At 69.6% G+C, this 22,224-nt stretch carries 22 protein-coding genes and 1 pseudogene; 13 read left to right on the top strand and 10 right to left on the bottom strand.

Annotated features, from left to right (window positions below; all coding sequences use genetic code 11):
• Positions 1-243: 243 nt before the first annotated feature.
• Positions 244-1,599, bottom strand: coding sequence for an aspartate aminotransferase family protein (locus tag OG828_RS23160; RefSeq protein ID WP_328502197.1), 1,356 nt, complete (start codon positions 1,597-1,599; stop codon positions 244-246).
• A gap of 176 nt (positions 1,600-1,775) precedes the next feature.
• Here OG828_RS23160 and OG828_RS23155 point away from each other — a divergent pair, with 176 nt between their 5' ends.
• Positions 1,776-2,378, top strand: a complete 603-nt coding sequence (locus tag OG828_RS23155; RefSeq protein ID WP_328502196.1) for a type 1 glutamine amidotransferase family protein — start codon at positions 1,776-1,778, stop codon at positions 2,376-2,378.
• Complete coding sequence (locus tag OG828_RS23150) at positions 2,375-2,833, top strand: MarR family winged helix-turn-helix transcriptional regulator (RefSeq protein WP_328439447.1); 459 nt, start codon at positions 2,375-2,377, stop codon at positions 2,831-2,833. The genes OG828_RS23155 and OG828_RS23150 overlap by 4 nt, the downstream gene beginning before the upstream one ends.
• A gap of 34 nt (positions 2,834-2,867) precedes the next feature.
• On the opposite strand, the pseudogene OG828_RS23145 reads toward OG828_RS23150, so the two are convergent.
• From OG828_RS23145 to OG828_RS23135, 3 genes and pseudogenes are all read right to left on the bottom strand, one after another.
• Positions 2,868-3,269, bottom strand: a pseudogene (locus OG828_RS23145) (zinc ribbon domain-containing protein); the annotation flags it as partial.
• A gap of 90 nt (positions 3,270-3,359) precedes the next feature.
• Positions 3,360-3,875 carry a hypothetical protein gene (locus OG828_RS23140; RefSeq protein ID WP_328359967.1) on the bottom strand — a complete coding sequence of 172 codons (516 nt, stop codon included), beginning with the start codon at positions 3,873-3,875 and terminating at the stop codon, positions 3,360-3,362.
• 110 nt (positions 3,876-3,985) lie between these two features.
• The gene (locus tag OG828_RS23135; RefSeq protein ID WP_328505068.1) at positions 3,986-4,219 is read right to left on the bottom strand and encodes a hypothetical protein; all 234 of its coding nucleotides are present in this window, start codon (positions 4,217-4,219) and stop codon (positions 3,986-3,988) included.
• A 75-nt stretch (positions 4,220-4,294) separates the two neighbouring features.
• Between OG828_RS23135 and OG828_RS23130 the strand changes: the two genes are divergently transcribed.
• The 3 genes from OG828_RS23130 to OG828_RS23120 all read left to right on the top strand — a co-directional run bounded on the left by OG828_RS23130 (position 4,295) and on the right by OG828_RS23120 (position 9,350).
• A complete protein-coding gene (locus tag OG828_RS23130; protein WP_328502195.1) occupies positions 4,295-6,133 on the top strand; it encodes a serine/threonine-protein kinase in 1,839 nt (612 codons plus the stop codon).
• Between the two features lie 163 nt (positions 6,134-6,296).
• Complete coding sequence (locus OG828_RS23125; RefSeq protein WP_328502194.1) at positions 6,297-7,844, top strand: substrate-binding domain-containing protein; 1,548 nt, start codon at positions 6,297-6,299, stop codon at positions 7,842-7,844.
• 99 nt (positions 7,845-7,943) lie between these two features.
• Positions 7,944-9,350, top strand: coding sequence for a M20/M25/M40 family metallo-hydrolase (locus tag OG828_RS23120; protein ID WP_328502193.1), 1,407 nt, complete (start codon positions 7,944-7,946; stop codon positions 9,348-9,350).
• Between the two features lie 138 nt (positions 9,351-9,488).
• On the opposite strand, the gene OG828_RS23115 is transcribed toward OG828_RS23120, so the two are convergent.
• Positions 9,489-10,238, bottom strand: a complete 750-nt coding sequence (locus OG828_RS23115) for an SLATT domain-containing protein (protein ID WP_328359956.1) — start codon at positions 10,236-10,238, stop codon at positions 9,489-9,491.
• Between the two features lie 270 nt (positions 10,239-10,508).
• Between OG828_RS23115 and OG828_RS23110 the strand changes: the two genes are divergently transcribed.
• The 3 genes from OG828_RS23110 to OG828_RS23100 all read left to right on the top strand — a co-directional run bounded on the left by OG828_RS23110 (position 10,509) and on the right by OG828_RS23100 (position 12,226).
• On the top strand, positions 10,509-10,853 hold the full coding sequence (locus OG828_RS23110; protein WP_210580757.1) for a YbaB/EbfC family nucleoid-associated protein: 345 nt from the start codon (positions 10,509-10,511) through the stop codon (positions 10,851-10,853).
• A 91-nt stretch (positions 10,854-10,944) separates the two neighbouring features.
• Complete coding sequence (recR, locus tag OG828_RS23105; protein WP_328359952.1) at positions 10,945-11,544, top strand: recombination mediator RecR; 600 nt, start codon at positions 10,945-10,947, stop codon at positions 11,542-11,544.
• Positions 11,537-12,226 carry a DUF5063 domain-containing protein gene (locus tag OG828_RS23100; protein WP_328439441.1) on the top strand — a complete coding sequence of 230 codons (690 nt, stop codon included), beginning with the start codon at positions 11,537-11,539 and terminating at the stop codon, positions 12,224-12,226. Before recR ends, OG828_RS23100 begins: the two co-directional genes overlap by 8 nt.
• A gap of 18 nt (positions 12,227-12,244) precedes the next feature.
• Here OG828_RS23100 and OG828_RS23095 read toward each other — a convergent pair whose 3' ends face one another.
• The 3 genes from OG828_RS23095 to OG828_RS23085 all read right to left on the bottom strand — a co-directional run bounded on the left by OG828_RS23095 (position 12,245) and on the right by OG828_RS23085 (position 14,445).
• Positions 12,245-13,114: a PhzF family phenazine biosynthesis protein gene (locus tag OG828_RS23095; protein ID WP_328502192.1), complete on the bottom strand. Its 870-nt coding sequence runs from the start codon at positions 13,112-13,114 to the stop codon at positions 12,245-12,247.
• A 23-nt stretch (positions 13,115-13,137) separates the two neighbouring features.
• Entirely contained in the window at positions 13,138-13,884 is a 747-nt protein-coding gene (locus tag OG828_RS23090) for a sulfite exporter TauE/SafE family protein (protein WP_328502191.1), read from the bottom strand.
• A 102-nt stretch (positions 13,885-13,986) separates the two neighbouring features.
• Entirely contained in the window at positions 13,987-14,445 is a 459-nt protein-coding gene (locus OG828_RS23085) for a hypothetical protein (protein ID WP_328502190.1), read from the bottom strand.
• Positions 14,446-14,954: 509 nt separating this feature from the next.
• Between OG828_RS23085 and OG828_RS23080 the strand changes: the two genes are divergently transcribed.
• The 3 genes from OG828_RS23080 (at position 14,955) to OG828_RS23070 (ending at position 17,217) form a co-directional block, all read left to right on the top strand.
• Positions 14,955-16,193 carry an RNA-guided endonuclease InsQ/TnpB family protein gene (locus tag OG828_RS23080; protein ID WP_328502189.1) on the top strand — a complete coding sequence of 413 codons (1,239 nt, stop codon included), beginning with the start codon at positions 14,955-14,957 and terminating at the stop codon, positions 16,191-16,193.
• 16 nt (positions 16,194-16,209) lie between these two features.
• Positions 16,210-16,407, top strand: coding sequence for a hypothetical protein (locus OG828_RS23075; protein ID WP_328502188.1), 198 nt, complete (start codon positions 16,210-16,212; stop codon positions 16,405-16,407).
• Between the two features lie 312 nt (positions 16,408-16,719).
• Positions 16,720-17,217: an SgcJ/EcaC family oxidoreductase gene (locus OG828_RS23070; RefSeq protein ID WP_328359920.1), complete on the top strand. Its 498-nt coding sequence runs from the start codon at positions 16,720-16,722 to the stop codon at positions 17,215-17,217.
• Here the strand turns inward: OG828_RS23070 and OG828_RS23065 are convergent.
• Together OG828_RS23065 and OG828_RS23060 are read right to left on the bottom strand one after the other, a co-directional pair.
• Positions 17,183-18,571, bottom strand: a complete 1,389-nt coding sequence (locus tag OG828_RS23065) for a sensor histidine kinase (RefSeq protein WP_328359917.1) — start codon at positions 18,569-18,571, stop codon at positions 17,183-17,185. The two genes, OG828_RS23070 and OG828_RS23065, sit on opposite strands and share 35 nt — an antisense overlap.
• Positions 18,568-19,254 (bottom strand): response regulator transcription factor, encoded by a 687-nt coding sequence (locus tag OG828_RS23060; RefSeq protein ID WP_328502187.1) that lies wholly within the window; start codon positions 19,252-19,254, stop codon positions 18,568-18,570. Before OG828_RS23060 ends, OG828_RS23065 begins: the two co-directional genes overlap by 4 nt.
• Before the next feature lie 200 nt (positions 19,255-19,454).
• Between OG828_RS23060 and OG828_RS23055 the strand changes: the two genes are divergently transcribed.
• Positions 19,455-20,732, top strand: coding sequence for an aspartate kinase (locus OG828_RS23055; RefSeq protein WP_328359911.1), 1,278 nt, complete (start codon positions 19,455-19,457; stop codon positions 20,730-20,732).
• A complete protein-coding gene (locus OG828_RS23050; protein WP_328502186.1) occupies positions 20,729-21,781 on the top strand; it encodes an aspartate-semialdehyde dehydrogenase in 1,053 nt (350 codons plus the stop codon). The genes OG828_RS23055 and OG828_RS23050 overlap by 4 nt, the downstream gene beginning before the upstream one ends.
• Positions 21,782-22,224: the final 443 nt, after the last annotated feature.

The following is a 22,224-nucleotide window of genomic DNA, read 5'->3' as shown; positions in this document are numbered from 1 at the left end:
CCCTGGACCCCCGCGGGGCTTCGCCCCCTGGACCCCCGCGGGGCTTCGCCCCCTGGACCCCCGCGGGGCTTCGCCCCTGCACCCCATCGGCCTGCGGCCTCGTCCTCAAACGCCGGACGGGCTGGGATTGCCCAGCAGCCGCCTCCCGCGCCGCAGCCTGCGGGCATGCGTGCCGCCTGGGGCGGCACGGGTGGGCGCAGGCGGCACCCCGGCAGCGCCGGGCTGCGCGGCCAACCCCCGCAGCTACTCCGCGAACTCGTCAGCCACGGTCAGCGCGGCGTCCAGTGCCGCGAGGCCCTCCTTCAGTTCCGCCTCGGTCACGTTGCACGGCGGTACGACATGTGTCCGGTTCATGTTGATGAACGGCCAGATCCCGTGCGCCTTCGCGGCGGAGCCGAACGCGGTCATGGGGGCGTTCGCCTCGCCGGACGCGTTGTACGGAACCAGCGGCTCGCGGGTCTCCCTGTTCTTCACCAGCTCCAGCGCCCAGAACATGCCGACGCCGCGCACCTCGCCCACGCACGCGTGCCGCTCGGCCAGCTCTCGCAGCGCCGGTTCCACGACCTCCGCACCGAGCCTCGCCGCGTTCTCGACGATGCCCTCCTCGGCCATCACGTTGATCGTCGCGACGGCGGCGGCGCAGGCCAGGGGATGCCCGGAGTAGGTCAGTCCGCCCGGATAGGCCCGCTTGCCGAAGGTCTCCGCGATCGCCCCGGAGATCGCGACCCCGCCCAGCGGCACATACCCGGAGTTCACGCCCTTCGCGAAGGTCAGCAGGTCAGGTACGACGCCGAACAGGTCCGCCGCGAACCACTCGCCGGTCCGCCCGAACCCGGCCATGACCTCGTCCAGCACGAAGACGATCCCGTACTTGTCGCAGATCTCACGGACGCCCGCCAGATAGCCCCGCGGCGGCACCATGATCCCCGCGGTCCCCGGGATCGTCTCCAGGACGATCGCGGCGACGGTCGACGGCCCCTCGAAGGCGATCGTCGTCTCCAGGTGCTCAAGAGCCCGCTCGCACTCCTGCTCCTCCGTCTCCGCGTAGAAGCGGGAGCGGTACAGGAACGGCGCCCAGAAGTGCACGACCCCGGCGGAACCGGCGTCCGACGCCCAGCGGCGCGGGTCACCCGTGATGTTCACCGCCTGCTGCGTACCGCCGTGATAGGAGCGGTACGCCGACAGCACCTTCGGCCGGCCCGTGTGCAGCCGGGCCATCCGCGCCGCGTGTTCGACCGCGTCCGCCCCGCCGTTGGTGAAGAAGATCTTGTCCAGGTCACCCGGCGTCCGCTCGGCGATCAGCCGCGCCGCTTCCGACCGCGCCTCGATCGCGAACGCGGGCGCGAAGGTCGTCATCCTCCCGGCCTGCTCCTGGATCGCGGCGACGACCTTCGGGTGCTGGTAGCCGATGTTCGTGTAGACGAGCCCGCTGGTGAAGTCGAGGTAGCGCTTGCCGTCGTAGTCCCAGAAGTACGACCCCTCCGCGCCGGCGACGGCGAGCGGGTCGATGAGCTCCTGCGCGGACCAGGAGTGGAACACATGCGCACGGTCCGCGGCCTTCACGGCGGCGCCGACCTCGGGATCTGGCTGAGGGGTCATGCGGGCGAGCGTAAATGTCCGCGATACGGAAGCGGTATCGGCGTCCTGTCTGTGGGACGACGCTTTCCGCGACAGGTTGTCGACAACCAGGGATCCCAATCCAGTCATTGACAGCATGCTGTCGTGAATGACAGGATGCTGTCATCGCATTCGAAGGGTCTCAGGAGGAGCCAGCCATGAACCACAAGCCTGTACACCTCGCCGTCTACAACACCCTCGCCGACTGGGAGACCGGCCACGCGACCGCCCATCTCGCCCGCGCCGGGTACCCGATCCGCACCGCCGGCCCCACCCGCGACCCCGTCACCAGCATCGGCGGGCTCCGCATCCAGCCCGACCTCGCCCTGGACGACGTACGCCCCGAGGACAGTTCGCTGCTGATCCTGCCGGGCGCCGACCTGTGGGACACGAGCGACGATCTCGCGCCGTTCGCCCGCAAGGCGCGGGAGTTCCTCGACGCCGGCGTTCCCGTCGCCGCGATCTGCGGAGGCACCGCGGGACTCGCCCGCGAGGGACTGCTCGACGACCGCGACCACACCAGCGCCGTCTCCTTCTATCTCGCGGCCACCGGATACAAGGGCGGCGACCGGTACGTCGACGCGGACGCCGTGACCGACGGCAACCTCGTCACCGCCGGCCCCACCGAGCCCGTCGCCTTCGCGCGGGAGATCTTCCGGCTGCTCGGGGTGTACGAGGGTGAGCTGCTCGACGCCTGGTACCGGCTGTTCCACGACTCGGACGCGGAGGCGTACGCCGTCCTTCAGGGGGCGGCCGAGTGAGCAGGGAGCGTCAGGATCTGCTCAGCCGCAGTGCCCTCGGCGTCTTCCGGCTGAACGGTCAATTCCTCGCCGTGGCCGAGGAGTTGGCGCGGCCCGCCGGACTCACCGCCGCTTGGTGGCAGGTGCTCGGCGCGGTGCTGCGGGAGCCGTTGCCGGTGTCCGGGATCGCGCGGGAGATGGGCATCACGCGACAGAGCGTCCAGCGGATCGCCGATCTGCTGGTGGAGCGAGGCCTCGCCGAGTACCGCCCCAACCCCGCCCACCGCCGCGCCAAGCTCCTCGCACCGACGGAGGAGGGGCTCGCGGCGGTCCGCCGGATCAATCCCGGCCACGCCGTCTTCGCGGACAGGCTCGCGGAGGCCTTCGGGGAAGACGAACTCACGGACGCCGTGCGGCTCCTGGAACGGCTGTCGAAGGTACTCGAGCAAGTGGGCCCACCTGTTACGGAACCTTGAAGTGCTCTCCCGCCCGAAGGCGGGAGATTTCTGCCTACCTTGCGGTGGCGGGCTTGACGCAGCGAGCGCGCCTGACGACTGCCCTTCCGGCAGCCGGGACGAGCGCGTGGCCCATCCGGTACAGGTGCAGGATGTTCCGGGCTGCGTTGTGGTCGGCGTTGCCGACCCATCCGCAGTCGGGGTTCTGGCACACGAACACGGCCTGGGACTGGCGACTGCCCGGGGTGGTGACACCGCAGGCCGAGCAGCGCCGTGAGGTGCCGGGGGCAGGAACCTTGTGCACGGCACCACCGTGCTTGGCGGCCTTGTACGTCAGCATCGTCACGGTCCGGTCCCACGCCTCGCCGCTGATGCTGCGGTTGAGGCCGGACTTCTGCGCGACCTTCTTCCCGGGGTTCTCGACGGTGCCTCTTGCGCTCTTGGTCATGTTCGTGATGGCAGGTCTTCCACTGTCAGCGGGCCCCGACCGACGGCGACCCGATAACCACCGCCGTGCCAAGCAGGGCGTTCCGGCACGCCGTGTCTGTCAGGGATGGTCGGGGCTGGTGGCGAGGGATCCGCCTATCCAGAAGGGCAGTGCCTTTTGGTCTTTGCTCAGTGAGCGTCGTATGGCGTTGACCAACTGCACCTGCGCTTGGGCGGGTGCTCTACTGGCCTGGGCGAACTCCTCCGCGCTCAACGGATTATGCAGCGGGTCGCGTGCCGGGTCGCGCGCCACCTGGTCCAGGAACGCGCCGATGGCCTTGCCGAAGTTGTCGATCTCCGCCGCGACGGCGGCGGGGGCGACCAGACTGGCACGGGTCAGGGCTGCGCTCCACTCGCTCCAGTCGTAGTCCCATCCCTGTCGGCCGGCATGGGCGCGGCTGATGGTCATCGTGAACTTGGCGTAGTGGCTGATCAGTTCCTGGTAGGCGATCAGTTGCTTGTCCCGCAGCCACTGACGGTCCTGGGCGCGGTGGGTGACGATGCCCCCGACCAGGACCCCGATCGTGGCGGCCAGCGCCCCGGCGGCCGTTGTCACCAGTGTGTCCAGCAGTGCCACCCGAGGCCCCGCATCCCCTGTCGCTCGAACGCCAGCGGCTCGAACCTACTGGTGACCAGCCTTCGGTGACAATGCTCAACTGCCGTGGCACAGGCAGCCGTCGCGGTGTGTCACGCGAGCAGGACCATCTTCCGTAACAGGTCGAATTCGGCTCGGCCGTACAGATACCTTTTCATCTTTTTGATGCGGTTCACGGCGCCCTCGGTGCCGCCCGAGCTGCAGCGGAGGTGGCTGCGGGAGTGGAGTTCGACGGGAGCACCCTGGCGGAGGATGTCGACGCGCAGCTCTCCGGGGACGAGCTCGTGCCCGATGCACCGGAGTTCGGATCTCCGGTTCGGGGCCACCCCGCTCACCTCCCCCTGTCCCGGCCGTATCCTCGATCCATTGCACAGCGCGTATCGGGGGAGGGCGGCGCGGCGATGGAGAAACTGGGGGCCGGGGATCCACCGCGGATCGGGGCGTATCGGCTGCTGGCGCGGCTGGGTGCGGGTGGGATGGGGCAGGTGTTCGTGGCCCGGTCCGACCGGGGGCGGACCGTCGCGGTCAAGCTGGTGCGGGAGGAGCTGGCCGCGCAGGAGGAGTTCCGGGCGCGGTTCCGGCAGGAGGTGCAGGCCGCGCGGCAGGTCGGCGGGGACTGGACCGCGCCGGTGCTGGACGCCGACACCGAGGCCGCCGTGCCCTGGGTCGCCACCGGGTATGTCGCCGGGCCCAGCCTGCAGCAGGTCGTCGGCCGTGATCACGGGGCGTTGCCCGAGCGGTCGGTGCGCATTCTCGCGGCCGGGCTCGCGTATGCGCTGAAGGACATTCACGCGGCCGGGATCATCCACCGGGATCTGAAGCCGTCCAATGTGCTGGTCACCATCGACGGGCCCCGGGTCATCGACTTCGGGATCGCCCGTGCCCTGGAGACCGTGACCGACGGCGGACTCACGCGCACCGGCGCGCTCGTCGGCTCGCCCGGCTTCATGGCGCCCGAGCAGGTGCGCGGCGACCGGATCACCCCGGCGTGCGACGTCTTCTGCCTGGGCTCCGTCCTCGCCTACGCCGCCACCGGCAACCTCCCCTTCGGCGCCGCGGGCAGCGGGGTCCACGCCCTGATGTTCCGCATCGCCCAGGAGGAACCCGACCTGGAGGGCGTACCGGAGGGGATCGCCGACCTCGTACGGCACTGTCTGCGCAAGGACCCGGCGGCGCGGCCGACGCTCGACGAGATCCTGGAGCGTACGGGCGCCGACGCGACCGTCTCGGACGGGCGCTCGCGGGATCCGTGGCTGCCCGGCACGCTGGTGGCCCAACTCGGGCGGCACGCCGTGCAGTTGCTGGAGACGGAAGACCCTGAGGACGCAGCGGCCGTTGAGGCGTCCCCGGAGCATGCGCCGGTCGCGGACGACGACGCTCCTACGGCCGTACAGGCGCCGGTGCCTCCTCCGCCCGGACAGCCGGGTGGCGGTGCCCCCTTGAACCATCTACCCACCATGGTTTCGGGGCAGGGGCCCCAGGCTCCGCCGCCTGCCCCGGCGCCGCACCCGGCGTACGGCTATCCCCAGCAGCACCCGCAGCCGGCCGGGTACGGGTACCCGCCGCAGTCGGGTGCCGGGGCGCCGCCGCCGTACGGCCAGCAGTACAACCCGAACCCGTACGGCAGCCTCGGCGCGACCCCGCCGTACGGGCCGGGCGCACACCAGGAACCGCCGCGCCAGAGCGGCCGTTCCACGGTGCTGCTCGTCGTGATCGCGCTGGTCGTGGCGCTGGCCGCCGGCGGTTCGGTGTACGCGCTCATGAACGGCTCGGGGGACGAGAAGAACGACGGCAAGAGCGACGGCACGTCCACCGCGTCGCCGAGCGCGAGCGCCCCCGCCACGTCCGGGCCGACGACGGCGCCGGAGTCGTCCCCGGCCACCTCGGCGCCCGCCGGCGGTGCGATTCCGACGGCGTTCCTGGGCACGTGGTCCGCGACCATCTCCAACGACGCCGGGAGCCACAGCCGTCGACTCACCCTCCAGCAGGGCGAGGTGGGTGACACGGTGCTCTCGCTCGCGGCCGACGGCCCGGACTACCACTGTGTGTTCCAGGCGCAGCTCGCCGAAGAGCCGGGCGCGGAGGGCCCGTTGAAGATCGGCCCGTCTACCGTGACCGTAGGTGAGCCGGCCTCCTCGTGCACGCCAGGCGCCGCCACCGAGCTGACGCTGCTGCCGGACGGCCGTCTGGAGCGGGTGAACGCGAGCAGTGGGGAGAAGCTGGCCTACACACGGCAGTGACTACACACGGCAGTGACCAAGTCCCCCTGTGTGCACGCCCGTTGAAGACCCCACGCGGTAGTTGAATCTCAAGCGAACATCTGCGGACGGAAACGGAGTATCACAGCCCGCGACCGTACAGTGACCGGACACTATCGGGTTCTGGGAGTTGCGGGGGCACCCAGTGGAGTGGCTGAGCGCTGAGAACGTCATCGCCGTCGCGACGGCGTCCATCGGCATCGCGGCCTCGGTCGCCATGGTGTGGTACGAGCGCCACATCCCGCGGCGTAAGCGGATCGGTTACCGCGTCCAGATGGACAACCCGATAGGGGACGACGTCCAGTCGGGCCGCCCGAACGTCCGGCTCGGTTCGTTCGACGCGCCCAACATGGCCAACGGGACGCTCGTCCTGCTGCGCATCGAGAACGACGGCTCGGAGAGCATCGGCCTCGACGACTACACGAGCCGTGAACTCAACGGTCTCACCGTGGAGTTCACCGACCGGACCATCCACGGTGTGTCGGTCACCCAGCCGCAAGGCACCGACCACCTGATGAGCCACTTCACCCCGCACTCGGGCTTCGGCTACGACGACGACGGCAACAAGCTGCGCCTCCCGCGCGTCCCGCTCAACCGCGGCGAGTACTTCAAGCTGCTGGTGCTGCTGTCCGGCGGTGACGTGGGCCGCGATATCAAGCTCGTCGGCGGCATCCGGGACGGCGTGGTGCGCCCCAACCGCGGTGCGCTGCCGGACGACAAGCCGCCGCTGTTCAGCCGGGCGGCCCGGGTGATCACCATCGTGCTCACCGCCTCCGTCCTCACCCTCGCCACCATCATCATCGCCCGCGACGACAATCCGCCTCCGCTGGGCTGCGAGAAGGGCGAGCTCACGGTCACCGGCTCCACCGCCTTCGCGCCCGTGGTGCGGGACCTGGCGAAGGAGTACGAGAAGGACTGCGAGGGCTCCGACATCGTGGTGGACGCCCGGGGCAGTACGGCGGGTGTCGGCGAACTCGCCGACCTGAAGGGCGGGTCTGCGAAGTCCAGGGCGTCCATGATCGCCTTCTCCGACGGCCGCAGCACCCGCGCCGATGCCGCTCTGGAGGCCGAGTCCATCGCCCTGTCCGTCTTCACGCTGGTCGCCAACGGCGGCCTCAACCTCCCGGAGGGCCTGACCCTGACGCAGGTCCGGCGCCTCTACTCCGGGGAGATCGGGCACTGGGACGAGCTCGACCCGTCCCTCCCGCACCGGCGGGTCGTCCTGGTCAGCCGGGACGCCGACTCCGGCACCCGGCAGGTCTTCCAGGACCGGGTGCTCGACGGACGGTGGGAGGGCGTGCCCAGCACCTCCCTTGACTGCGATCTCGCGGTCGACAGGTCCGCCCCCGTGCGCTGCGAGCTCAACTCCACGGAGGACGTGCTGAAGAAGGTCGCCTTGATCCCGGGCGCCATCGGCTTCAGCGAACTCAACCAGGCGAACGGCGAGAAGGGCGTCAAGCTCGTCCCCCTCAACGGCGACATCGCCGACGTCGACGCCATCGAGAACGACGGCAACCCCTACCCGTACCGCGGCGTGGAGTACGCCTACACCTACGGCGCCCCGCCCGCCGGCTCCCTCGCCGGGAGCTTCCTCGACTACATCCGGAACAACGGCCAGAACGTCATCCGCAGCCACGGCCATGTGCCGTGCTCGACGGAGGCGGGGGGCCAGCTCTGCCGCGACGACGACTGAAGCCGTCACAACTCCGCGTATTCCAGGCCCCCTTGCGCTGATCTTGACGCGTCCACAACCATGGGTGACGGTTCGTTCGCATCGGCCACGGGAGACGACATGCGCCCCAGCCCCTCCAGAAGAACGGTCCTCACCGCTACGGCGGCGAGCGCGGCGGTGGTCGGGACGGGGGCCGGAGCAGCGGACGCGGCGACGACAGGGGAACGGGGCGGCCCGGCGACGGCCCAGCGCCCGAGCCGCGAACTACGTGCCTTGCTACGGGAGATCTCCGAGTCCCGCATCGAGGCGACGGTCCGCAAACTGGTGTCCTTCGGCACCCGCCACACCCTCTCCACCCAGGACGACCCGAATCGCGGCATAGGCGCCGCCCGCGACTGGATCGCGGCGGAGCTGCGCACGTACGCCGAGACGTCGGGCGGCCGTATGACCGTGGAGCTGCAGTCGTACATCCAGGAACCGGCGCCCCGCATCCCGGTCGCGACCCGCATCACCAACGTGGTGGCGACGCTGCGCGGCTCGGTGACGCCGGAGCGCGTGTACGTCGTCTCGGGCCACTACGACTCCCGCGTCACGGACGTCATGGACGCCACCTCGGACTCGCCGGGCGCGGACGACGACGCGTCGGGTGTCGCGGTGGCGATGGAACTGGCCCGGGTGATGGCGAAGCGCAGGCCCGCCGCGACGATCGTGTTCGCCGCGGTGGCGGGGGAGGAGCAGGGGCTGTACGGGGCGGCGCACATGGCGCAGCGGTACCGGGCGGCCGGGACGGATGTGCAGGGCATGTTCACCAACGACATCGTCGGCAGCCCGAAGGCGGACGACGGCACGGTGGACCCGTACACCATCCGCCTCTTCGCGGAGGGCGTGCCGTCCTCGGAGACGCCGGAGCAGGCGGCGACACGGCGCTCGGTGGGCGGCGAGAACGACTCCGCGACCCGCCAGCTGGCCCGCTTCGTGCGGGACGTGGCGCAGAACGACGCGACGGGCATGCGGGTCCGCGTCATCTACCGCCGGGACCGCTACCGCCGCGGCGGCGACCACATCCCCTTCCTCGAACGCGCCTATCCCGCCGCCCGCTTCACCGAACCGACCGAGGACTACGCCCATCAGCACCAGGACGTACGCATCGACGAAACGGGCAAGCAGTACGGCGACCTGCCCGAGTTCTGCGACTTCCCGTTCATCACGAGGGTGGCGAAGGTGAACGCGGCGACCCTGTGGACCCTGGCCCAGGCCCCGGGCACACCCCGGGACGCCAAGATCATCACCGCCACCCTGACCAACTCGACCGAGCTGGTGTGGACGAAGGGCACCGAACCCGACCTCGCCGGCTACGAGGTCGTCTGGCGCGAGACGACCTCCCCGGAGTGGACCCACGTGATCCCGGTGGGCGACGTGACGACCTACGAGGCCGACCTGTCGAAGGACAACGTGTTCTTCGGGGTGAGGGCGGTGAACAGAGCGGGGCTAAGGAGCCCGGTGGCATTTCCGGCCCCGCAGGCCTAGTCGCTCACCTCTCGGCGCCGGGTCGGCATCATTCAGCCCGTCCGGCGTTTGAGGACGAGGCCGTTCAGGCCGAAGCGGGGGTCTGGGGGCGGCAGCCCCCAGGGATGGGACGGGTAGGGGCGGCGGGGGCGAAAAAACTCACCGCGGTTCCGGCGGCCGCTGCCGAGGCATGTTCGGCCGGGCGGAGCCCCCCGGCGACATGGGAAACCGCCCCTGCACCACAGCCCCCTCCCCCCGCGTCCCTCCAGCAACAGCCGACTGAATCCCCATCGGCGCGGACCCCGTCCGGAACTCCACCATCCAGTCCGCCGTCTCCGCCCGCACCAACTCCGTCACGTCCTCGGAGAACCTCCGCAGCACCCCCAGACACCGCTCCGCAGCCTCACTCGCCGTCCCCTCCGCCGGCCCCAGCACCTCCCGCACACTCTCCGAGGCCCAGTCGAACTGCAGCACCTGAAGCCGCCGCTGCACAGCCTGCGCGGTCGCGACGTCCCTTATCCACCCGGACGTCACCCCGAAGCACCGGTCGACCGCCACACACGCCGCCCCGAGCAACAGCGCCAGATATCCCCACGCGGCCGCCCCGACCAGCACCCCCGTCAGATCCAGCAACGGCAGCGCACCCCCCGCCACCGCCCCCACCGCGGCGCCGGCCCGCAGCCCCCGCGCCCCCCGCCGCTTCCACACCCGGTCGGCGAGATACCAGGACGCGGTGTCCAGCGCCCCGCGCTCCACCCACCGGTACAGCTCGTTCAGCCGCTCCGCCGGCTCCGCCCAGTCCCCGAGCGGAAACGTCCGCCCGGCCAGATCGCCCGGCCGCAGCCCGGCGGCCTCCTTGCCGCGCCCGTCCTGAGGCCGACCCTCGGGCTGCATCTCCGGCTGACCCACCCGGCACTCCCTACTGATCACGGTGCGTGACGCCTGCCTGGCGCTCACGTGAGATCTGATGCTGACGCGCCGCACCCTTCCTACCGCCCAATGGGTGGCGAAGACCCGGTTTTCGTCTCTTTTCCGCCCGGAAGTGGGCCTTGATCAGGTATAGGACTCACGACCGCCTCACTCGAAAGAGTGCTGGGGCGACGGCTGCGCGGACCACGTAGGCTCGTGCCGAGCGGGAAAAACGAGCGGGAAAAACCCGTACCCGAAGAGGAGCTGATCGTGATCCCCGGTGGTGGCCAGCCCAATATGCAGCAGCTGCTGCAGCAGGCCCAGAAGATGCAGCAGGATCTGGCGCAGGCGCAGGAAGAACTGGCGCAGACGGAGGTCGACGGCCAGGCCGGCGGCGGCCTGGTGACGGCCACCGTCACCGGCGCCGGTGAGCTGCGCGCCCTCAAGATCGACCCGAAGGCGGTGGACCCCGAAGACACCGAGACGCTCGCCGACCTGGTCATCGCGGCCGTCCACGCGGCCAACGAGAACGCGCAGACGCTCCAGCAGCAGAAGCTGGGTCCGCTGGCGCAGGGTCTGGGCGGCGGCAGCGGTATCCCCGGCCTGCCGTTCTGACACCTGTTCTGTGACCGGACCTGCCTTACTGCGGCGGGCGTCCGGCAACTACCGTACGAACTGAGAGAACACCAGGAAGGGCGGGCAGTCCGTGTACGAAGGCGTGGTCCAGGACCTCATCGACGAACTGGGGCGGCTCCCCGGCGTCGGTCCCAAGAGCGCGCAGCGGATCGCCTTCCACATCCTCCAGGCCGAACCGACAGATGTACGGCGCCTTGCGCAGGCCCTCATGGAGGTCAAGGCCAAGGTCCGCTTCTGCGCGATCTGCGGGAACGTCGCGCAGGAGGAGAACTGCAACATCTGCCGCGACACCCGCCGCGACCACGCCGTCATCTGCGTGGTGGAGGAGCCGAAGGACGTCGTCGCGATCGAGCGCACGCGCGAGTTCCGCGGCCGCTACCACGTCCTCGGCGGCGCGATCAGCCCGATCGAGGGTGTCGGTCCGGACGACCTGCGTATACGAGAACTTCTCGCGCGGTTGGCCGACGGGACGGTGACGGAACTGATCCTGGCGACGGACCCGAATCTGGAAGGCGAGGCCACGGCCACGTACCTCGCCCGCATGATCAAGCCCATGGGCCTCAAGGTCACCCGCCTGGCCAGCGGCCTCCCGGTGGGTGGCGACCTGGAATACGCGGACGAGGTGACCCTCGGCCGCGCCTTCGAGGGGAGACGACTCCTAGATGTCTGACGCCACGCTGCACGCGACCACGCAGGACCCGGACGACTTCGCGGTCCAGATCGCGGACCAGGTAGAGAGCTTCCTCGTTGCGGTCACCGAGGTGGCGAAGGGCGACGAGCCGGAATCGGCGATCCCCTTCCTCCTGCTGGAGGTCTCCCAGCTGCTGCTCGCCGGGGGCCGCCTCGGCGCGCACGAGGACCTGGTGCCCGAGGATCGCTACGAGCCCGACCCCGGCCCCGAGCCGGACGTGGACGACCTCCGCGAGAACCTCGCCCGGCTCCTCGAGCCGGTCGACGTCTACTCGGAGGTCTTCGACCCGTACGAGCCCCGCAAGGCGCCGGTGCCCGCGCGTATCTCCGACGACCTCACCGACGTCATCACCGACCTCCGCCACGGCATGGCCCACTACCGCGCGGGCCGCACCACCGAGGCCATGTGGTGGTGGCAGTTCTCCTACTTCTCCAACTGGGGCGCCACGGCTTCGGCGACCCTGCGGGCGCTGCAGTCCGTCCTGGCGCACGTGCGGTTGAACCAGCCCCTCGAGGAACTCGACGGCCTCGACACGGACCAGGCCATGGGCGACGACACGCTCGAGTTCGAGGCCGGGAAGGTCATGGCGGAGGAGATCGCGGCCCCGCTGGGCCTGGACAAGGCGAAGGCCAAGCCCAAGTCCAAGGCGAAGTCCAAGTAGCAGCCAGGGTGCGGAACCTCACTGCCGGGCGGGGTCCGGCGTGAGGTCCGCTTTCAGGCGTACGGCGGCACCGGTGACGCCGATGCCGCTGCCGGGCGCTTCCGGCACCGACACCCAGATCGTGCTCGGCCGCCCCATGTCCACACCCTGGTGAATCGTCAAGGCAGCCGGTACGGCGATGAGTTGCAGCTCCCTGAGATACCCGCCGAAGGCGGCAGCCGCCGCCCCGGTGGCGGGGTCCTCGACGACACCGCCCGGCGGGAAGGGATTGCGGGCGTGGAACACCGTGGGCGACTCCCGCCAGACCAGGTCCACGGTGGTCCAGTCCTTCCGGCGCATGAGCGCGCCGAGCGCGGACATGTCGTAGGCCAGCTCGGCCAGCCGGCTCCGGGCACCGGCTGCGATCACCGGATGCCAGGCCCCGGCATAGGCCACCCGCGGCGGCAGCGCCGGATCGAGATCCTCGGCCGACCAGCGCAGGGCGTCGAGCAGTTCGGCGAGATCGGCGTCGGACAAGTCCGCCGTACGAGGCGCAACACTGGTCAGCGAGGCCACGACAGAACCGTCTTCCCCCCGTTCCGCCGTGACCGGCACCGCCCCCGCCTTGGTGCGCAACACCAAGGACCCCGGCCCATGCCGCTCCGCATATGCGACCGCCGTCGCGATCGTCGCATGACCGCAGAACGGCACCTCGGCGAGCGGACTGAAGTACCGGACATCCAGCCCACCATCGCCGTCCGGCACCACGAACGCCGTCTCCGAATAACCCACTTCAGCCGCCACCGCCAGCATCGTCGCGTCGTCGAGCCCGGTGGCATCGAGGACGACACCGGCGGGGTTTCCGCCGGCCGGGTCGGTGGTGAACGCGGTATAGCGCAAGATCTCCATTCGGCCGACGGTAACGAGACGCGCTACCGAAGGCCACCCCAATAGGCCCACAGCCCCTTCCCGACTGCGCCCAGCCCACCCGCGAGGGCCAGCGCCAGTACGAGCGCTCTGACCCGCCGCTCCGGTACGCGCCCGGCGAGCCCCCACCCGGCCAGCGCACCGACGACCATCGCGACAGCCACGACGGCCCACTGCAGCCGGCCCATCCGCGGCACCCCGTTCGCGGCCACGGAGAACGCGTTGACGACAACGCCGTAGAACAGCGCGTTCGGCACGAAGTCCCGTACGGCCCACCCCGCGTTGACGGCGTACAGGGACATCGGCGGCCCGCCCACCCCGGCCGCCGAGTTCATGAACCCACCCACCGCACCGGCCGCGACCGCGCCTCCCGTGCCCCGCAGTGCTGGCATGCGCGCGCCCCGCATGACAAGCAGGACGGCGACGGTCACCAGCCCGCCCATGACCAACATCAGCCCAGCTTCGGGCAGTTGACGGGTGACCCACGTCCCCACGGGCACGGTGCACGCCGCCGCGGCACACAACGGCACCATCGCCCCCACCCGCACCCGCCGCCACCCCACGGCAAGCCCCACGACACAGATGACCCCGGCCGCACAGTTGACCAGCGCCACACCCTCACCCGGCCCGAGCAGCAGCACCAGCGCGGGTACGGCGACCAGCGCGAACCCCATGCCGGTGAGCCACTGGACGCAGGAGGCGATCAGCACGGTTGCGGCCAGCAGTGCGTCACTTGCCCAACTCCCCGTCACAGGGCGGCACCCTTCCAGTTCCGATGGGGCGCGAACAATGGCTGAAGTGTTCGCAGTAGCGGGAGAAGCGCCGGTAGAGGGGTGTTCACGAGAGGCGGTGGATCAGGAGTAGTCGCCGCGTTCGGCCCGGCGCAGGATGTCGCGCTCCCGGCCGGTCTGCGTGTCGAGTGAGTCCTCGTGGTCGATGACGATGGTGTCGTCGGCCGACTGGGCACGTACCTGAGCTCCGTAGGCGTCGGTCGCCTTCACCAGGAGAGCATCCTGGTGTGCGGCGGGCCAGCTTTGGATCAGGTAGGACTCCACGACGTCATCCAAGGGTGTCTGGTCGACAGCCCCGTCCCGGCCCCGCGCATGGACACGCAGCCGGTACGGGCCTGGCCCTTGGGACGCCAGAGAGGGCAGATCCGCGGGGTCGTCCATCCAGTGAGTCACCAGCACTTCTCCGGACGGGGAGTTGCCCGAGATCTCAGCGATCTCTTCCCAGCCCGCAGCTACGTCGGGGCGCTGCGCGTGCAGCTCGGCAGTGACCTGGACGTGGCCGGTGTGGATCCCGGTTGTCACCTCGATGGCTCCGCCAGAAGCGGATACCAGCCCGTTGCACGTGCTGTCGAGATCACCGGCCAGGGGCCCATGCGGGTCCACGATCTGGAAGTGGTGGTACTGGGCGAGTACCAGGCCTGTCCCTGCACGGGCTGACTCATTCACAGCTGCTGTCTTCCCGATCTTGTCGCCGGCGAAGGGAAACCGCCGGTCAGTCTGAGCTTCGTCCTCTACGAGGCGGTGCTGCGCGCCCCCGCAGGTGACGCCGAACAACTGCGCCGCCTGCTGGAGGTGGGGCGGCTGCGGAACTTGTTTCTTGCGAGGAACCTCGGGCGTTACGCCCGAGAGGAATCGCATCCTTGGCCAGGTGGCGCGGAGCGCCGCAGCGTCATGATGTCTGCTCGGCCGCGGAGCGGCCGAGTCTCTCCTGTCCGGTCAGGGCGTCGACGCACACCTATGCGTATCACTCGTTCAGGTGATCGACTTCGAACGTGCGGTGCCGTGTCGCGCAGATGTGTACGTTCGTGATTGTGAAGCTGGTGGTGCAGGTCAAGCTGCTGCCGACGCCCGAGCAGGCGGCGGCACTCAAGGCAACCCTGCACGCCTGCAACGAGGCCGCCACCTGGGTGAGCGAGGTGGCCTTCGAGCGCGGGGAGTTCAAGAACTTCGCCCTGCGCAAGCGTGTCTACGACACCGTCAAGTCCCGTTGGGGCCTGGGCGCGCAGGCCGCCCAGCACGTCATCAAGAAGACGTGCGACGCGTACACCACGCTGAGGGCCAACCTGAAGGCCGGCAACCTGGGACGGCCCGGCTCCAAGCGCTACCGCCGGGCCACCGAGAAGCCGATCGCCTTCCGCCCCCAGGGCGCGCAGCCCTACGACGACCGCATGCTGTCCTGGCAGATCCCCGGCCGCACGGTGTCGATCTGGACCACCGGCGGGCGGGTCAAGAACGTGGCGTTCACCGCCTCGGTCGAGCAACTCGCCACCCTGGCCCTGTACCGCAAGGGCGAATCCGACCTGCTGGAGCGGGACGGCATGTGGTTCCTGAGCGCCACCTGCGAAGTCCCCGAAGCGCCGCTGAACACCGAGCCGGTGGACTTCCTCGGCATCGACCTGGGCATCGTCAACATCGCCACCACCTCGGACGGCGAGATCCTGGCCGGGCGCGAACTGAACCGCGTCCGGGTCCGCGAGCGCACGCTGCGCACCAAGCTGCAGAAGAAGAACACCCCGTCCGCCAAGCGCCGGCTGATGAAGCGGCGACGCAAGGAGGCCCGTAGGGCCAGGGACATCAACCACAAGATCGCGAAACATGTGGTGGCCGAGGCAGAACGCACCGGTCGCGGAATCGCCCTGGAAGACCTCACAGGGATCCGCGAACGGGTACGGCTTCGCAAGCCCCAACGGGCCACCCACGCCAGCTGGTCCTTCGCCCAGCTCGGGTCGTTCATCGCGTACAAGGCCCGCAAGGCGGGAGTGCCGGTGGTGCACGTCGACCCGGCATACACCTCCCGCACCTGCGCCGAGTGCGGGCACATCGACAAGGCGAACCGGGTCAGCCAGGCCTGGTTCGCGTGCCGGAACTGCGGACTCGTTGATCACGCAGACCGGAACAGCTCCCGCAACATCCGCGCACGCGCGTGGGAGTTGTGGCGACGCGGGGCCCAGTCAACGACCCCTGCCCCACCCCGAACACCTCGGAGTGGGACTGGACGCAAACGCAGCATCACACCCAGCGATGCCCGTTGTGCAAGCCCAGCGCCTTAGCGCCGGGTAGTTGACCGTGAGTCTTGATGCCGAGGTGTTGGCCCACTGCTGGGACACCCGCCCCAGGGCTGCGAACCTGCACAAGGTGCTGCGCCCCTGCCTTGTCCTGCCGCTGACCGAGACCACCGCGAAAGCGGCGGCGCTTCTGTGCCAGGAGAACGGTACGGCAGACGTGATCGATGCCTCCGTCGTGCTGGCATCTCACGCACGATGATGCGCTGATCCTCACGGACGACCTGGAGGACATCCGGGCCTTGGCCGCGAGCGCCAACCGCAAGCGCATCCGCATCGAACGGCCATGACGAGCTGAGTGCGGGTGTGTAGCCCGCTGCCCCCCTTTCGGGAGAGCACTCCCGGGTCCGGGCAGCGTGATCGTTCAGTGACCCTGCGTAGGTTGCACGGGTCTTGGCTGTCCCCTGTACGTCGGCTGCATAGGCGCTAACCGGCGGAAAGCGAGTCTGGAGTCACTTCCACCGCGGCGAACGCGGAGGGAGGTACAAGGCCCCTGACACGCACTGGAGTTGCGATGACCCGCAAGACCCGTATACGCGCCGCCGTCGTCACCGCCACCGCTGTCGTCGCCGCAGGCACCTTCGCCGCCGGCGCCGCGACGGCCGGGCCCGCGCAGGCCGGCAAGCCCAGCAAGGCGCAGGTCGCCTCGCTGTTCGACACGTGGAACGCCGCGCTGCAGACCGGTGACGCGCAGAAGGTCGCCGACCTGTACGCCGAGGACGCCGTCCTGCTCCCCACCGTCTCCAACAAGATCCGTACCGACCGGGAAGGCCGCGTCGACTACTTCGAGCACTTCCTGGAGAACAAGCCGGTCGGCACGAAGATCCAGACCGTGGTCAACGTCCTCGACTCCAACTCGGCCATCGACACGGGGACTTACAAGTTCGACCTGACCGACCCGGAGACCGGTGAGAAGCGCGTCGTCGAGGCCCGCTACACGTACGAGTACGAGAAGCGCAACGGAGAGTGGAAGATCGTCAACCACCACTCTTCTGCGATGCCCGAAGGCTGATCTCGACACTCAGCCCGCCCCCGGGCGCGTCTTTAAGGGTCACCGTGCCGCCGTCGTCCGTCACCAGTTGCTTGACGACGGCGAGGCCCAGGCCCGACCCCGCGCGCCCGGTGAGGCCCTGGCCCCGCCAGAAGCGGTCGAAGGCGCGGGACTTCTCCGCGTCCGACATGCCGGGGCCCTCGTCCGACACGGACAGCACCACTTCGTCGCCCCGCTGCTCCACCCGTACGGTGATCGTGCCGCCGTCCGGTGAGACCTCCAGGGCGTTCGAGAGCACGTTGTCCAGGACCTGGTCCAGGTGGCCGGGGCTGGACAGGACGAGCAGCCGGTCGTCGGCACTCCCCCTGAGCGCGATGGTGACTCCGCGCTCGTCGGCGGCCGGCCTCCACACCGAGAGGCGTTCCCGGACGATGTCCCACAGGGGCAGCGGTTCGGCCGCCGACACCTTCGCCTCCGCCCGGGCCAGGACCAGCAGGCCGTTCACCAGGCGGCTCATGCGGACGACTTCGGCGGTGGCCTGCTCCACGTCCTCCCGTACGAAGTCGTCGTCCACGCCGTCCGCGATGTTGTCCAGGGACAGGCGCAAGGCCGTGAGGGGAGTGCGGAGTTGGTGGGAGGCGTCGGCCACGAAGATGCGCTGCGAGGCGATGAGGGTGTCCAGGCGCTCACCCGCCTGGTTGAGGGTGCGCGCCAGTGTCTGTGTCTCCGACGGGCCCGTCACCGTCGACCGCGCCGTCAGGTCGCCGTCGCTGAACTTGCGCGCCATGTCGTTGAGCTGGCGCAGGGGGCGGGTGATGCGCCGTGCCGCCGCGGCGCCGATCACGGCGGCCACGACGAGGACCGCGACCGCGAGGCCCGCGCGGAAGCCCCAGATCTGCCACAGCCGGCTGGTCAGGGCGTCGGTCTGGTACACGATGCGTACGGCGCCGATGACCTCGCCCCTGTTGCGCCCGTCACCGGGCACCGCGCTCTCCTGCGCGGGCACCGTGATCACCAGCTCCGGGCCCCAGATGAAGGAGGAGCCCCAGTTGGTCGCGGGCTCGCCCGTCTTCAGGACCTTGGCCAGGTCCGCGTCCTCGGCCGGTTTCGGCAGACCCGTCTCGGCGCAGCTCCCGGTCACCTCGACCTTGCCGTCGGTCTGGCCGGCGTACGCCGCCGCCATCTCGCCCAGTGCCGCGCACGACGGGGCGTCTCCGTTGCCGAGCAGCAGGGCCATGGTGTCGGCCTCACGCCGGACGGAATCGGCGGTGTCGCCCCGCAGCTGGTCCGTGAGCGTGAAGGCCACCGGCACGGTGAACAGGGCGATGGCGACGGCGGTGAGACCGACGTAACTGCGGATGAGCTGACGGATCATGGTGCGCTGGTACCGCCGTCCACGATCTCCAGCCGGAAGCCGACGCCTCGTACCGCCTCGATCGTGATCGCGCCCGCGAGTTTCCGCCGCAGCGCCGCCACATGCACGTCGAGTGTCTTGGTCGGGCCGAACCAGTTCGCGTCCCAGACCGCTTCCATGATCTGCTCGCGCGACATCAGCGCGCCGGGCTCCTCGGTGAGGAAGGCCAGCAGGTCGTACTCCTTGGGGGCGAGGGACACCTCCTCGCCGTCCAGCCGGACGCGAGCGGCCTTGCGGTCGATCGTCAGGCTCGGTCCGTAGCGGTCGGGGCCGGACTCCGCGGCCGTACGGGGCTGGAAGCGCCGCATGACCGCCCGTATCCGCGCGATGACCTCCCGTACCCCGAACGGCTTGGACACATAGTCGTCGGCGCCCAGTTCCAGGCCGACCACCCGGTCCGTCTCGTCGCTGCGTGCGCTGATCACGATGATCGGCACGTCGCCGCGCTCGCGGAGCGCCTTGCAGACGTCGAGGCCGTCGGTGTCGGGCAGACCGAGGTCGAGGAGGACGACGTCGTACGGCCCCTCGTACGCGAGTGCCGCGCCGCCCGTGGTCACCCACTTCACTTCGAAGCCGTAGCGGATCAGGCCGCGCCGGAGGGACTCGGCCACCGGCTCATCGTCTTCCACCAGAAGTACGTGCACAGGCGGAACCTTAGTGCTTGAAAATTGATGCACCGAGGCCGCTTGTGACCCGTGGCACTTTTCCGCGTGCCTTCGTCGTGTGCCGGGCATGTGCAGTCCGAGAACGAGCGGCCGGAGATCTCACCATGCGGTATTCCGGAGGGGAAATTCGGACGCTCGGTAAACTGAGCCGACACACACGGACTGAGCGAGGAGCGCACGTGGGCCTTGTCGTGCAGAAGTACGGAGGCTCCTCCGTAGCCGATGCCGAGGGCATCAAGCGCGTCGCCAAGCGGATCGTGGAAGCGAAGAAGAACGGCCACCAGGTGGTCGTCGTCGTTTCCGCGATGGGCGACACGACGGACGAGCTGATCGATCTCGCCGGAGAGGTATCACCGATGCCTGCCGGGCGTGAGTTCGACATGCTGCTGACCGCCGGAGAGCGGATCTCCATGGCACTGCTGGCCATGGCGATCAAAAACCTGGGGCACGAGGCCCAGTCGTTCACCGGCAGCCAGGCAGGCGTCATCACCGACTCGGTCCACAACAAAGCCCGGATCATCGACGTCACGCCGGGCCGTATCCGGACCGCGCTGGACGAGGGCAACATCGCCATCGTGGCCGGGTTCCAGGGTGTCTCCCAGGACAAGAAGGACATCACCACGCTGGGACGCGGTGGGTCCGACACGACGGCCGTCGCCCTCGCCGCCGCCCTCGACGCCGAGGTGTGCGAGATCTACACCGACGTCGACGGCGTGTTCACCGCCGACCCGCGCGTGGTGAAGAAGGCGAAGAAGATCGACTGGATCTCCTTCGAGGACATGCTGGAGCTGGCCGCGTCCGGCTCGAAGGTGCTGCTCCACCGCTGTGTGGAGTACGCCCGCCGCTACAACATCCCGATCCATGTCCGGTCCAGCTTCAGCGGACTGCAGGGCACGTGGGTCAGCAGCGAGCCGATCAATCAAGGGGACAACAAGGTGGAGCAGGCCATCATCTCCGGTGTCGCGCACGACACCTCCGAGGCCAAGATCACGGTGGTCGGCGTGCCGGACAAGCCGGGCGAGGCCGCCGCGATCTTCCGCACGATCTCGGACGCCGAGATCAACATCGACATGATCGTGCAGAACGTGTCCGCGGCCTCCACCGGCCTGACGGACATCTCGTTCACGCTCCCCAAGACCGACGGCCGCAAGGCCATCGACGCCCTGGAGAAGAACAAGCACGGCATCGGCTACGAATCGCTGCGCTACGACGACCAGATCGGCAAGATCTCGCTCGTCGGCGCGGGCATGAAGACCAACCCTGGCGTCACGGCCGACTTCTTCACGGCCCTGTCCGACGCCGGCGTGAACATCGAGCTGATCTCGACCTCCGAGATCCGTATCTCGGTGGTCACCCGCGCCGACGACGTCAAGGAGGCCGTGACCGCCGTGCACACCGCCTTCGGGCTCGACTCCGACAGCGACGAGGCCGTTGTCTACGGAGGCACCGGCCGATGACCGTACGACCGACGCTCGCGGTCGTGGGTGCGACCGGAGCCGTCGGCACGGTCATGCTCAAGATCCTGTCCCAGCACGCGGACATCTGGGGCGAGATCCGTCTGATCGCCTCGCCGCGCTCGGCCGGCCGCAAGCTGGCCGTGCGCGGCGAGGAGGTCGAGGTGGTGGCGCTCACCGAGGAGGCCTTCGACGGCGTCGACGTCGCCATGTTCGACGTACCGGACGAGGTCGCGGCGCAGTGGGCTCCCGTCGCCGCCGCCAAGGGCGCCGTGGTGGTGGACAATTCGGGCGCCTTCCGGATGGACCCCGATGTGCCGCTCGTCGTGCCCGAGGTCAATCCGCACGCGGCGCGGGTCCGGCCGCGCGGGATCATCGCCAACCCGAACTGCACGACGCTGTCGATGATCGTGGCCCTGGGCGCGCTGCATGCCGAGTACGGGCTGCGCGAGCTGGTGGTGTCGTCGTACCAGGCCGTCAGCGGGGCCGGGCGGGCCGGCGTCGAGACGCTGCGCCGGCAGATGTCGCTGGTGGCGGGTACGGAGCTGGGGACCAGCCCGGGTGACGTACGGCGGGCCGTCGGCGACGACACCGGGCCGTTCCCGGAGCCGGTCGCGCTGAACGTCGTACCGTGGGCCGGGTCGCTGCGTGAGGACGGCTGGTCGTCGGAGGAGATGAAGGTGCGGGACGAGTCCCGCAAGATCCTCGGACTGCCGCGGCTGCCCGTCGCCGTGACATGCGTCCGGGTGCCGGTGATCACCACACACGCCCTGACCGTGCACGCCCGCTTCGAGGGCGAGGTCACCGTCGAGGGCGTCCGCGAGCTTCTGGCCACGGCGCCCGGTGTCGTCCTCTTCGACAACCCGGCCGCGGGGGAGTTCCCCACGCCCGCCGATGTGGTCGGCACCGATCCGACCTGGGTGGGGCGCGTGCGCCGGGCGCTGGACGACCCCACGGCGCTCGAACTCTTCGTGTGCGGGGACAACCTGCGCAAGGGTGCCGCGCTCAACACCGCGCAGATCGCCGAGCTGGTGGCTGCGGAGTTGCGGTGAGTTCTTCCGCTCACAGGAAAAAGCTCCGGCATAGCAGAAAGCGTTTGTAGAATCTATGTACGACATGTGAGCTGGATGATGGTCCGGACCACTTGTACCGGGCCCCTTCGGCGTTCGAAGATTTGCTCCCCGCCCTCCGCAACCGTGCGGAGGGCGGGGAGCGTCTTTGCGGTCGCCCTCCCTTGGGGCGTGGAGACGCGATGTGGTCGGCGTGGGGACGCCGTGAGCCGAGCGTGGGGACGTTCGGTTCATATGGGACATAGGGGAAGAGCGGGACGCATGAGGGCTTGTGAGGCACCTTCCGTAGGGCTGCCCGAGGAGAGAACGGCGTCGGGCGTGAACGTGACGCCCGGCACGTACAACCCTCATGGGGGGACGCGTGTCCAACTGGCGTGGCAGAGGTACTCGATTTCACCGCGGCGACGCACGGCACAGTTCTGCGT

It is taken from the genome of Streptomyces sp. NBC_00457 (assembly GCF_036014015.1).
GTDB lineage: Bacteria > Actinomycetota > Actinomycetes > Streptomycetales > Streptomycetaceae > Streptomyces.
The sequence above is the reverse complement of the archived record's forward strand: the minus strand, read 5'-3'. Positions and strand labels throughout refer to the sequence as shown.